Raw genomic sequence first — 12,370 nt, 5'->3', positions numbered from 1 at the left:
CACCATGTCGACGATCGCACGGTCGCCCCTGCGCTCGGCCCTCGACGGGGCCGAGCGCAGGCGGGGCGGCACCCTCCGTTCACTGTCGCGCTCCACCCCGCTGATCCCCGCGATCATCCTGCTCGTGATCTTCCTCGTGGGACCGATGATCTTCGCGCTGTGGGGTTCCCTCACCAACGCCGCCCTCACCGGGTACCGCGCTGCGAAGCCTCAGTTCATCGGGCTCGACAACTACATCTCGCTGTTCTCCGACCCCGACTTCTGGAGCTCGGTCGGCCTCACGCTCTCGTTCGTGTTCTTCTCGGCGATCATCGGCCAGAACGTGCTCGGGATGGCCCTGGCCGTGCTGACGCGCGCGGGATCGAAGATGCTGTCCACCGTCGTGAGCACCCTGGTGGTCATCTCCTGGGTGCTGCCCGAGATCGTCGCCGCTTTCGCTCTCTATGCCTTCTTCTCCTCCGACGGCACGCTCAACGCGACGCTCACCTCACTCGGGCTCGGCAGCATCAGCTGGCTCATCGACTATCCGATGCTCGCGGTCATTCTCGCCAACATCTGGCGCGGCACCGCCTTCTCGATGCTCGTGTACAACGCCGCCCTCGCCGAGGTTCCTCCGGAGATCACCGAGGCCGCACAGATCGACGGCACGAACTCGGTGCAGCGCTTCTTCCTCATCACCCTGCCGATGATCCGCCGCTCGATCGCCACGAACCTGATGCTGACCACGCTGCAGACCGTCGGCACGTTCGGTCTGATCTGGGTGATGACCGGCGGCGGCCCCGGTACGCGCAGCTCGACGCTTCCTGTGCTCGCATACCAGGAGGCGTTCAAGTTCGCGCAGGTCGGGTACGGCACCGCCATCGCCGCCGTCACGATCATGCTCGGTGCGGTGTTCGCGGTGATCTACATCAAGATCCTCAAGCCCGAGGTGGAGTCATGAGCGTCGCAGCCATCAGCACCCTGACCGTCGACTCCCCCGTCCGCCGCCGCGGGCGCTGGCTCGCCAACATCGTCCTCGTGGTGCTCGGCGTCGTCTTCGTCGTACCCATCGCGTGGATCGTCCTGTCCTCGATCAATCCGGCGGCGACCGTGTCGATGTCGATCCCCGACGGCGTCACCGTCGACAACTTCGCCCAGGTGCTGACGTTCAACCAGTCGTACCTGCCGCTGTGGAACTCGGCGATCATCTCGTTCGGCACCGCCGCGCTCACGGTCGTCGTCGGCATCCTTGCCGCCTACCCGCTGTCGAGGTTCAACATGCGCTTCCAGCGCGGGTTCCTCTACAGCGTGCTGTTCGGCTCCTGCCTTCCCATCACGGCGCTCATGGTGCCGGTGTACGCGATGTTCGTGCAGCTGAAGTTGCTGGATTCCCTGCTGGGCGTCGTGCTGTTCATGACGGCGACGTCGCTGCCGATGGCGATCTGGATGCTGAAGAACTTCATGGATTCCGTGCCCGTGTCCCTTGAGGAGGCAGCCTGGGTCGACGGCGCCTCGCCGATGCGGGCGCTCGCGCAGATCGTGCTGCCGCTCATGCGTCCCGGCATCGGCGTCGTCTTCATCTTCGTGTTTACGCAGGCATGGGGGAACTTCTTCGTCCCGTTCGTCCTGCTGTTCAGCGCGGAGAAGATGCCGGCATCCGTCGCAATTTTCCAGTTCTTCGGCAACCACGGCGCTGTCGCGTATGGGCAGCTCGCCGCCTTCGCGATGGTCTACTCCGTGCCGATCCTCGTGCTGTATCTGCTGATGCAGCGCTTGACCGGAAGCTCCTTCGCCCTCGCCGGCGGCGTCAAGGGCTGAGCCCGACCCCTTTCTCACCTCCCCCCTGTCCGGAAAGGACCTCCCCATGCACGACCGCAGCGCTCTCGCCGAGCTGCGCATCGACCGCTTCCTCCGCGAGCGGCTCACCGCGAACATCCACCGCGCTACCACGCCCCTCCACGTCGAACTGTGGGAGGCGCCGGGTGAGCCGGTGTCCTTCGCCGAAGCGAGCGCCGCTGACTTCTCGCCATTCGAGACGGGACGGGCGTGGGGACGGCCCTGGGGCACGACGTGGCTGCGCGTGCACGGCGACGTGCCGCCGTCTTGGCGGGATGCCGAGGGGGCTCTCCCCCCGGGCACGCGCGCCGAACTGCTCGTCGACCTCGGATTCACGAGCGGCCAGGTCGGCTTCCAGAGCGAGGCGATGGTCTGGACGGTAGACGGCCGGCCGCTGCGCGGCATCGCGCCGTTCAACAACGCCGTGACGGAGGCGATCGACGCCGACGGGCGCATCGACGTGTTCATCGAGGCGGCATCCAACCCCGACGTGGGCAGCCTCTTCACGTTCGAACCGACGCCGCTGGGCGACCCTGCGACGGCCGGCACCGATCACATCTATCGGCTGCGGCAGGTGGATGTGGCCCTCCGCGACCTCGAGGTCGCCGCGCTTCGCGCCGACACAGTGGCGCTTCGCGGACTCGCGGAGCAGTTGGATGCCGGCAGCCCCCGCCGTGCCGAGATCCTGGCGGGCCTGGAGGCGATGATCGACGCCGTCGACCCCGACGACGTATCGGGTACCGCCACCGCGGGCCGCGCCGTGCTCGCTCCGCTGCTGGCGCGCCCGGCGCACGCGAGTGCGCACACACTGCACGCCGTCGCGCACGCCCACATTGACTCCGCCTGGCTGTGGCCGGTGCGCGAGACCGCACGCAAGGTCGCGCGGACCTTCTCCAATGTGCTTTCGCTCATGGACGAGGACCCCGACTACGTGTTCGCCAGCTCCTCGGCCCAGCAGTTCGCGTGGGTCAAGCAGTACTACCCCGACCTGTACGCGCGCATCGTCGAACGCGTGCGAGAAGGCCGCTTCATCCCGGTGGGGAGCATGTGGGTCGAATCCGACACCAACATGCCCGGCGGCGAGGCGCTCGCCCGCCAGTTCGTTGTCGGGAAGGGCTTCTTCCAGCGTGAGTTCGGCATCGACACCCCGGAGGTGTGGCTGCCCGACTCGTTCGGCTACACGGGCGCACTGCCACAGATCGCCAAGGCCGCCGGCGCGCGATGGTTCCTCACCCAGAAGATCTCCTGGAACGAGACGAACCGCATGCCGCACCACACCTTCCAGTGGGAGGGCATCGACGGCACGCGCCTGTTCACCCATTTCCCGCCCGTCGACAAGTACAACTCCGATGTCTCCGCGGCAGACCTCGCCCATGCCGAACGCAACTACGCCGACAAGGGCCGCGGCACGGTGTCGCTGCTGCCCTACGGCTTCGGCGACGGCGGCGGCGGCCCGACGCGGGAGATGACGGCGGCCATCGCGCGCGCGGCGTCGCTGGAGGGCTCGCCGCGCACCGTGCACTCGACGCCGGCGCGCTTCTTCGCCGCGGCGGAGACTGAGTACCCCGAGCCAGAGGTGTGGGCCGGCGAGCTCTACCTCGAGTTCCACCGCGGCACGTACACGAGCCAGCTGCCCACCAAGCAGGGCAACCGGCGTAGCGAGCACCTGCTGCGCGAAGCCGAGCTGTGGGCGGCGACCGCAGCCGTCCGGGTCGGCGCGCCGTATCCGGCCGAGCGTCTGACCCGCATCTGGCAGACGGTGCTGCTGCAGCAGTTCCACGACATCCTCCCCGGATCGTCGATCGCCTGGGTCCACCGCGACGCGGAGCGCAACTACGCGGCCGTCGCCGGCGAGCTGGAGGAGATCATCGCCGACAGCCTCGCGGCGATCGCCGGTACAGGGCCACATCTGCTCGCCGTCAACGCGGCGCCGCACGAGCGGGCCGGCGCACCGGCGCTCGGCGGCGCGGCTGCGGCGCTCCCGGCATCCGTCACGCCCCGCGTGGACGGGCACGGATGGGTGCTCGACAACGGCATCGTCCGCGCCCACATCGACGGCCGCGGCCTCGTCACCTCGCTGGTCGATCACGCCTCGGGGCGCGAGGCCGTGGCCCCGGGCGGCGCGCTCGGACTGCCGCAGCTGCACCGCGACACCCCGACGCAGTGGGACGCGTGGGACATCGACGCCCACTATCGCCACCACGTGACCGGTCTCGAGGCCGCCGCATCGATCGTCGTCGAGGCTGACGTGATCATCGTCACGCGCTCGTTCGGCTCATCGCAGCTCGTCGAGCGCATCCGGCTCGACGAGGGATCGCGGGTGCTGTCGTTCGACCTCGACATCGACTGGCATGAGCAGCAGAAGCTGCTCAAGTTCGCGTTCCCCCTCGACGTGCACACCCACACCGCCGCCTCGGAGATCCAATTCGGCCACATCGAACGCCCGATCCACACGAACACGTCGTGGGATGCCGCGCGCTTCGAGACCGTCGCCCATCGCTGGGTGCGGGTGGCCGAACCCGACTTCGGTGTCGCGATCGTCAACGACTCGACCTACGGCCACGACATCACCCGCCAGGGGCGGGACGGCGGCGGCACGGTGACGACCGCACGGCTGTCGCTCGTGCGCGGCGCACTGTTTCCCGACCCGACGCAGGATCAGGGTCGTCACCGCCTGCACGTGGGAGTCGTGGTGGGCGCCGACGTCCTCACGGCGGTGCGGGAGGGTTACCGGGCGAACCTCCCGGTGCGGACGATCGAGGCGGACGTGACCGAGATCCCGCCGCTCGTGAGCGTGGGCCACGAGGGCGTCGTGATCGAGGCGGTCAAGCTCGCCGAGGATGGCAGCGGCGATGTCGTCGTGCGCCTCTACGAAGCCCTTGGCCGTCGTGCCGCGGCACGCGTGAGCCTCGGGTTCGCGGCGACGGGCGTCGTCCAGACCGATCTGCTGGAGCGCGAGGTCGCTCAGACGGCAGTCGTCTCGGCGGACGCGGCGCACGCCGACCTCGCACTGAGGCCGTTCGAGATCGTCACCCTGCGGATGCCGCGGGCGTAGTGCGTTTCGACTCGTCGCTGCGCTCCTCGCGGGGCGACCGGGAAGGGGAGTCGCTCTCCGGTCGTTGAGCGAGCGCAGCAAGTCGAAACGCCGCCGGCTACAGCCGTTCGATGATCGTGGCGTTCGCCATCCCCCCGCCCTCGCACATGGTCTGCAGTCCGTACCGTCCGCCGGTGGACTCGAGGTACGCGAGGAGCGTACCGAGAAGTCGCGTGCCGCTGGAGCCGAGCGCGTGCCCGAGGGCGATCGCGCCGCCCCAGGGGTTGAGCTTGGCGGCATCCGCGCCGAGTTCGGCAGCCCACGCGAGCGGCACCGGGGCGAACGCCTCGTTGACCTCATACGCGTCGAGATCGTCGATCGTCAGTCCACCGCGCTCCAGCACGCGACGTGTCGCGGGAATCGGCCCCGTGAGCATCATCAGGGGGTCGTCGCCGACGACGGAGAAGGCGTGGAAGCGCGCTCGCGGCGTGAGCCCGAGCTCGCGCGCCTTCTGCTCGCTCATGATCAGGACGGCGGAGGCGCCGTCGGTCAGCGGAGAAGAGTTGCCCGGTGTGATCAGCCAGTCGATCTCGGGAAAGCGCTCCGCCATGGCATCGGTGCGGAAGGCCGGCGCGAGGCCGGAAAGACCCGCGACGGTGGTGCCCGGGCGCACCGTCTCGTCGATCTCGACACCGTCGACGGGCAGCAGCTGCGAGGCGAATCTGCCCTGGACCTGCGCCTCGGCAGCGCGTTCGTGCGACTCGGCCGCGTACGCGTCGAGCTCGTCGCGCGAGAAGCCCCAGCGCGCCGCGATCAGCTCGGCCGACACGCCCTGGTTCACGAGTCCGTCGGGATAGCGCGCGTGCAACCCCGGTGAGAAGGGTGAACCGGCGACGGATGCCGCGACCCCGAGAGGCACGCGGCTCATCGATTCGACGCCGCCGGCGATGACGATGTCGTACTGTCCGGCCATGACGCCCTGCGCCGCGAACTGCGCGGCCTGCTGGCTCGATCCGCACTGCCGATCGATCGTCGTCGCCGGAACGCGCTCGTCGAATCCGGCCGCGAGCACCGCCTGACGCGCGATGTTCATCGTCTGTTCGCCGACCTGGCTGACGCAGCCGAGCAGCACGTCGTCGATCTGCGCCGATTCCAGGCCGTTGCGCTCGAGCGTCGCCCGCAGCACCAGCGCGGCGAGGTCGACGGGATGGATGCCGCTGAGCGCGCCCCCCGGCTTGCCACGGCCGGACGGGGTGCGGACGGCGTCGACGATGACCGCGGTACGCACGAGCGCTCAGCCCTCGGCTTCGGCGGCGCGCAGCGAGATCGTCGAGGTGCCGGCCTCGTCGACGAACCCCTCGATGTGACGCTCGTCCACGCCGCTGTAGGCCGACAGCGGACGGATGAGCGCGTTGGATGCCGCCTGTTCCATGATGTGCGCCGTCCACCCCACGACCCGCGCCGCAACGAACAGCGGAGTGAAGGTCAGGGTGTCGAAGCCCATCAGGTTGTACGCCGGCCCCGACGGGTAGTCGAGGTTCGGGTAGATGCCCTTGCGGGCGACGAACTCGCGCTCCAGCGTCGCGTAGAGGGCCTCGACATCGGGACGGTCGTAGTACGTGATGAGCGTGTCGAGCGCAGCTTTCATCGTGGGCACGCGCGAGTCGCCGTGCTTGTAGACGCGGTGACCGAAGCCCATGATCTTGCGCTTCTCGGCGAGGGCCCGCTCGAGCCAGGGCGCCACGTTGTCGGCGTCGCCGATCTCGTCGAAGATGTGCAGCACGGCTTCGTTGGCCCCGCCGTGCAGCGGTCCCTTGAGCGCTCCGATCGCGCCGACCACGGCCGAGTACAGGTCGCTGAGGGTGGAGGTGATCACCCGCGCCGTGAAGGTGGACGCGTTGAACGAGTGCTCCGCGTACAGGATCATCGAGCGGTTGAACGCGTCGATCACGACCGGGTCGAACTCTTCGCCGAAGGTCATCCAGAGGAAATTCGCCGCGTAATCGAGATCGTCGCGCGGGGCGATGAGCTCTTCACCGCGGCGGCGACGCTGCCCGTAGGCGACGATCGCCGGCAGCGCGGCGAACAGGCGGATGCTGCGCTCGAGGTTCTCGTCGCGAGACCCGCTCGCATCGAGCACGGACCCGGTGCCGGCAAGATCGCGCGCGCCCAGCACGCTCACCGCCGAGCGCACCTCATCCATCGGGTGGGCATCGGTCGGGGTCAGATCGATCACGGCCTTGACGTCGTCGGCGAGACTCCGGTGCTGCCGCTCGGTGGCTCGGAGCGCGGCGAGCTGCTCGCCGGTCGGCAACTCGCCGTTCCACAGCAGGTACGCGACCGCTTCGGCCGACTGCGTAGCGGCCAGCTCGTGCACCGGATAGCCGCGGTAGAGCAGCGAGTTGGTCTCCGGGTTGACCTTGCTGATGGCGGTCGCATCGGCGACGACGCCCGCGAGCCCCTTGTGGATCTGGGGCGGGGTCTGCTGGTCGCTCATGACTGCTCCTTTGCACGTGCGGGCCGGTTGCGGCTGCAACCATGTCCCAGTTTCTGTCCTGTGGATGCCCCGATTGCGACCTCTTGTGGGACATGGTCGGTCGCAAGTGGGACGAGGGTCAAGGGGAGGGGAGGGTGAAGGGGTGATCAGCGGGTGATCTGAAAGTTGAAGACGTTCGCGTCGAACTGGTTGTACGACGGGTAGTCGATGAGGTCGTACAGGTCGGCGCGGTGCTGCATCTCACCCAGGCGCGAGGTCAGATGTCCCTCGTCGTTCAGGGTATCCAGCGCACGGGATGCCGCACCCATCGCGATCCGCAGCAGCGAGACGGGCCAGATGACGATCTGCACGCCCGCATCGCGGAGCTGGTCGACGCTGAACAGATCGCTCTTACCGAACTCGGTCATGTTCGCCAGCACGGGCACGTCGACGGCGGCGCACACGGCGGCGAACTCCGCGAGGTCGCGCATCGCCTCGGGGAAGATCGCGTCGGCCCCGGCATCCACGAGCGCCTTGGCCCGATCGATGGCGGCGTCCAGCCCCTCGATCGCGCGGATGTCGGTGCGCGCCATGATGAGGAAGTTCGGGTCGCGGCGGGCGTCGACGGCGGCGCGGATGCGCTGGAGGGCGGTGTCGGTGTCGACGACCTGTTTGCCGTCGAGGTGACCGCAGCGCTTGGGGTTCACCTGGTCTTCGATGTGCGTGCCCGACAGCCCCGCGTCTTCCAGCGTCTGGATGGTCCGCGCGACGTTCATGGGCTCGCCGAAGCCGGTGTCGGCGTCGATGATGGCGGGAAGCTCGGTCATGCGGGCGATCTGCTGACCGCGACCGGCGACCTCGGTCAGCGTCGTCAGACCGATGTCCGGAAGCCCCAGATCGGCACTCAGCACCGCCCCCGAGATGTAGACGCCCTCGAAGCCCTTCTGCTCGATCATCCGGGCCGACAGCGGGTTGAACGCTCCGGGAAAACGGACGAGCTCACCCGCCCGCAGGCGCTCGCGCAGCAGGCGCCGCTTCTCGGATGCCGGGGTCTGGCTGTACAGCATCAGAACAGCCCCTTCGGGCTCGCCACCGCGGCCAGCACGCCGGCGCGGGCGACGATGTTGAGCTCGCGCACCTCGTCGACGGTCAGCTCGGCAAGCCGCTCGGCCAGGGCCAGGAACCGCTCGATCTCGGCGGGCTCGAGCACCGGCTCGGCGAGCAGACGGAACTTGCGCACGTAGTCGGCGCGAGCGAACGGGCGCGCGCCGAGCGGGTGGGCGTCGGCGACCGCGATCTCGTCCACGATCGTCGAACCGTCCGCGAGGCGGATCTCCACGCGGCCCCCGAACGCCTTCTCGTCGGGGTCCTCGGAGTGGTAGCGGCGCGTCCACTCGGCATCCTCGGCCGTGGTGATCTTGTGCCACAGCGCGACCGTGTCCTCGCGGGCGGCGCGAGCGGGCAGGTACGAGTCGACGTGATGCCACCCGCCGTCCTGCAGTGCGACGGCGAAGATGTAGGGAATCGAGTGGTCGAGGGTCTCGCGAGAGGCGGTCGGGTCGTACTTCTGCGGATCGTTCGCGCCGGAGCCGATCACGTAGTGGGTGTGATGGCTGGTGTGCAGCACGATGCTCTCGACGGTGGCGGGATCGGCGAGCTCGGGGTGGGCGCCGTGGAGCTTGCGCGCGAGGTCGATCCACGCCTGCGCCTGATACTCGGCGGAGTGCTCCTTCGTGTAGGAGTCGAGGATCGCGCGCTTGGGCTCGCCGGGCGCGGGAAGCGGCACGTCGTACGCGGCGTCCTTGCCGTCGAGCATCCAGGCGATCACGCCGTCTTCGCCCTCGTAGATCGGGGACGGCGAGGTCTGTCCGCGCATCGCGCGGTCGACGGCTTCGACCGCCATCTTGCCGGCAAAGGCGGGGGCGTGCGCCTTCCAGGTGGAGATCTCACCCTTGCGCGACTGCCGCGTCGCGGTGGTCGTGTGCAGGGCCTGCGCGACGGCCTGGGCGATCGTGTCGGCGTCGAGACCCAGCAGCGTGCCGATGCCGGCCGCCGCCGACGGGCCCAGGTGCGCGACGTGATCGATCTTGTGCTTGTGCAGGCTGATGGCGCGCACGAGATCCATCTGGATCTCGTATCCGGTCGCGATGGCGCGCACCAGCGCCGCGCCGTCGGCGCCGACGTGCTGGGCGACGGCGGCGATCGGCGGGATGTTGTCGCCGGGGTGCGAATACTCCGCAGCGAGGAACGTGTCGTGATAGTCGAGTTCGCGCACCGCCACACCGTTCGCCCACGCCGCCCACTCGGGGCTCGTGTGCACCGTGTTCGGCTCGCCGAACACCGTGGCGCCCGCCCCTCCCCGCGAGACCGGGTGATCGAGCGCCTGGGCGCGCGCCGCGGTGACGGGGCCGCGGGTGAGGGATGCCGCGGCCACCGCCGCGTTGTCGATGACGCGGTTGATGATCATCTCGACGACGTCGGACTCGACGGCCACCGGGTCGGCGGCGACCTCGGCGATCTTGTGCGCGAGCTGGTCCTCGCGGGCGAGGTTCTCTTCGCTCCGGTGCACACGGACGTGGTGGATGACGGTCATGGGGTTCCTTCCAGCGAGGCGAGGATCGCGACGAGCGCGTTGTGCAGGTGGACATGGGTGGCGTGCGCGGCGAGGTCGGCGTCGCCGGCGGCGACGGCGGACGCGATCAGTCGGTGCTCGGCGACGGATGCCGCCAGGCGTGCGGGGTTGTCGCGCGCGAGCCGGCGGACCCGGACGAGGTGGGTCCGCACCGTCTTGAGGGCCGCGGTCAGGTAGTCGTTGGCGACGGCCGCGTCGAGGGCGTCGTCGAAGCGGGCGATGAGGGCGTAGTAGGCGTCGGGGTCGGCGGCGGCATCCGTCCGCGCGAACTCACCGGCCAGCGCAGCGAACAGATCGGCATCGGCCCCGCGTGCGGCGAGGCGTGCAGCCGTCTCCTCCAGGGCGCGACGCACCTCGAAGAGCTCTCGGATGTCGCCGGCATCGATGTCGCTGACCACGGTGAGCCGCGGCGACGGTTGCACGACGAGGCCGTCGGCGAGCAGGCGCCCCAGCGCTTCGCGCAGCGGCGTGCGGCTCACCCCCAGGCGCACCGACTGCTCGACTTCGGCCAGCACCGCTCCGGGCGCCAGCACGCCGGACTGGATCTCGTCGAGCAGCGCCCGGTAGGCGCGGTCACTGGCACGCACGCGGTCTCCTCTCGACTCCTCGATTGTATACACGGAGGATCAAGAACGAAAGGAGGCAGCCTCTTTTGGCGACTAATGCATACAGAGCGTGAGGCGTGCCCGGCTCACCCGCCCGCGTGGAGCCGGTGGGTCAACACGGCGACATGGAGAGCGGCGACCTGCTCGCCATCGTCGAAGTCGACGCCGAGAAGGTCTTCGAGCAGGGCGATGCGCTGATAGAACACCGAGCGCGAGAGGTGCGCCGCTTCGGCGGCCGCCGTGCGGTTGGACGGGTGCGCGAGCAGCGCCGTCAGCACGTCGAGAAGGTCGCCGCCCCGAGCGCGGGTCTCGGCCAGCAACGGATCGAGCATCCGCTCCGCATGAGCGACGAGGCGGTGATCGTCGCGCAACGCCGCGACCACCCGGGTGAGGGGACGCTCCGCCACACGCCTCCCGTCCGCGCCCCGGCGGGAGGAGCCGCGCAACCCCTCGTCGGCGCCGACGAGGTCGATGGTTTCGCGCAGACCCGCGACGAGCACACCCACCGCGCGCTCGTACTCGGCTGCGGGCTCGAGCGCGGGAATGACCGCGCCCGGGCCGAGCACGACGCGCGCCCGCGCCGACGTCGACCCCGCCCGCAGGGCGTCCTCGAGTGCGACGGTGAAGGCGTCGGCCCGGTTGTCAGCGGCACTCGTCGCGCGGCCCGCCACGGCGAGGATCAGGGGCGTACGCACCAGGGCAGACCCGTCGTCGACGGTCGTGCTCGTGCCGCACACGACGCGCGCGCCGATCGCCGCAGCGGCGATGTCGGCGGCCGCCGCGACCGCGACCGCGTCGCCGCCCTGGCCCGACGACACGAGCGCGACTGCGGCGAAGGCCACCGTGCCGACGAGCGGCATGCCCGCGGCATCCAGTCGAGCCGCCACCGCGGACAGACCGGTGAATCGTCCGTCGATCAGCGCGTCGACCACGCGGCGCCGTCCCAGCCGCGACCACTCCTCACCGCCGGGATCGGCGAGTCTGCCCAGGGCGAGCGCGGTGGCAGCCTGCTCGAGTACGGCGTCGCGTCCCGCGAGGTGGGCGGGGCCGGGCAGCGCCACGAGCCATCCCCATCTGATACCGCGGGCTTCCACGGGCACGATCGTCCGCCCGTCCCGGTCGGGCGCCGCGGCGGCCGACCGGGATCGGCGCGCCCAGTCGCGAAGCGTGCGGGTCTCGGCGGCTCCGCCGACGTGAGCGACGACGACCTCGTGACCGACGGTCTCCAAGACGACGGGAGCGGCCAGCGTGAGCCCCACCTGTTCGACGATGAACTCCGTCGGCGCACCGCGCAGCGCGAGCCCCGTGAACAGTGTGCGCACCGCGTCGCGGGCTTCCAGCGCCGCCGTCTGATCGGCGATGATCCGGCGGTGCACGGCCTCGGTGATGGTGACGAACTTCACCTCGCGGTGCAGCACGATCAGGGCGATGTCGGCGCTGCGCGCGGCGTCGGCCAGAACCGCCGGCACGTAGCGGTAGTGGGCGCCCAGCTCGAGCACGATGCCCGCGGCACCCACCTCGGCCAGCTGCGTGACGAACAGCGCCAGCCTCCGGGGATCGTCGGGCCATCCCGATCCGGTGGACAGCAGCAGCTCGCCGCCTTCGAGCAGTCGCGCGACGTCCGCACTGTCGGAGACGTGCACCCAGCGCACGGATGCCTCCAGCGCGGCACCGCCCACGACCACGACCGGCGCACCGGGGGTGAAGGCATCGAGCGTCAGCACCTCGGAGACGGTGGGGAGCACGGCGGGAAGATCCGCGGTCGGACGTTCTGTCCGAGAACCGTCCACATCGCGACGATCAGACAC

9 protein-coding genes are annotated in these 12,370 nt (G+C 69.8%); 3 read left to right on the top strand and 6 right to left on the bottom strand.

The window, feature by feature from the left end:
* Positions 1-4 precede the first annotated feature (4 nt).
* Genes PP359_RS10675 through PP359_RS10665 form a run of 3 tightly spaced genes read left to right on the top strand, consistent with a single transcriptional unit; the run spans position 5 to position 4,870 of the window.
* Positions 5-940, top strand: a complete 936-nt coding sequence (locus tag PP359_RS10675; RefSeq protein ID WP_499250545.1) for a carbohydrate ABC transporter permease — start codon at positions 5-7, stop codon at positions 938-940.
* Positions 937-1,797, top strand: a complete 861-nt coding sequence (locus PP359_RS10670; protein WP_499250544.1) for a carbohydrate ABC transporter permease — start codon at positions 937-939, stop codon at positions 1,795-1,797. Before PP359_RS10675 ends, PP359_RS10670 begins: the two co-directional genes overlap by 4 nt.
* Before the next feature lie 46 nt (positions 1,798-1,843).
* Complete coding sequence (locus tag PP359_RS10665; RefSeq protein WP_499250543.1) at positions 1,844-4,870, top strand: alpha-mannosidase; 3,027 nt, start codon at positions 1,844-1,846, stop codon at positions 4,868-4,870.
* 97 nt (positions 4,871-4,967) lie between these two features.
* Here the strand turns inward: PP359_RS10665 and PP359_RS10660 are convergent, their stop codons facing one another.
* The 6 genes from PP359_RS10660 to PP359_RS10635 form a co-directional block, all read right to left on the bottom strand.
* A complete protein-coding gene (locus PP359_RS10660; protein ID WP_499250542.1) occupies positions 4,968-6,137 on the bottom strand; it encodes a thiolase family protein in 1,170 nt (389 codons plus the stop codon).
* Positions 6,138-6,143: 6 nt separating this feature from the next.
* Complete coding sequence (locus PP359_RS10655) at positions 6,144-7,346, bottom strand: bifunctional 2-methylcitrate synthase/citrate synthase (RefSeq protein WP_499250541.1); 1,203 nt, start codon at positions 7,344-7,346, stop codon at positions 6,144-6,146.
* Between the two features lie 146 nt (positions 7,347-7,492).
* Positions 7,493-8,392 carry a methylisocitrate lyase gene (prpB, locus tag PP359_RS10650; protein WP_039414774.1) on the bottom strand — a complete coding sequence of 300 codons (900 nt, stop codon included), beginning with the start codon at positions 8,390-8,392 and terminating at the stop codon, positions 7,493-7,495.
* Positions 8,392-9,918, bottom strand: coding sequence for an MmgE/PrpD family protein (locus PP359_RS10645; RefSeq protein ID WP_499250540.1), 1,527 nt, complete (start codon positions 9,916-9,918; stop codon positions 8,392-8,394). The genes prpB and PP359_RS10645 overlap by 1 nt, the downstream gene beginning before the upstream one ends.
* Complete coding sequence (locus PP359_RS10640) at positions 9,915-10,544, bottom strand: GntR family transcriptional regulator (RefSeq protein ID WP_039414768.1); 630 nt, start codon at positions 10,542-10,544, stop codon at positions 9,915-9,917. The genes PP359_RS10645 and PP359_RS10640 overlap by 4 nt, the downstream gene beginning before the upstream one ends.
* A 104-nt stretch (positions 10,545-10,648) precedes the next feature.
* Complete coding sequence (locus PP359_RS10635) at positions 10,649-12,307, bottom strand: PucR family transcriptional regulator ligand-binding domain-containing protein (protein ID WP_499250539.1); 1,659 nt, start codon at positions 12,305-12,307, stop codon at positions 10,649-10,651.
* Positions 12,308-12,370 lie beyond the last annotated feature (63 nt).

The organism is Sphingomonas sp. BLCC-B65 (assembly GCF_028550675.1).
Taxonomy (GTDB): Bacteria; Actinomycetota; Actinomycetes; order Actinomycetales; family Microbacteriaceae; genus Microbacterium.
This window is presented reverse-complemented; position numbering and strand designations above follow the sequence as displayed.

Excerpts from the sequence above, each read along its gene's own strand:
- PP359_RS10675 (WP_499250545.1), top strand. The coding sequence starts at position 5 with ATGTCGACGATCGCACGGTCGCCCCTGCGCTCGGCCCTCGACGGGGCC.
- PP359_RS10670 (WP_499250544.1), top strand. The coding sequence starts at position 937 with ATGAGCGTCGCAGCCATCAGCACCCTGACCGTCGACTCCCCCGTCCGC.
- PP359_RS10665 (WP_499250543.1), top strand. The coding sequence starts at position 1,844 with ATGCACGACCGCAGCGCTCTCGCCGAGCTGCGCATCGACCGCTTCCTC.
- PP359_RS10655 (WP_499250541.1), bottom strand. The coding sequence starts at position 7,346 with ATGAGCGACCAGCAGACCCCGCCCCAGATCCACAAGGGGCTCGCGGGC.
- prpB (WP_039414774.1), bottom strand. The coding sequence starts at position 8,392 with ATGCTGTACAGCCAGACCCCGGCATCCGAGAAGCGGCGCCTGCTGCGC.
- PP359_RS10645 (WP_499250540.1), bottom strand. The coding sequence starts at position 9,918 with ATGACCGTCATCCACCACGTCCGTGTGCACCGGAGCGAAGAGAACCTC.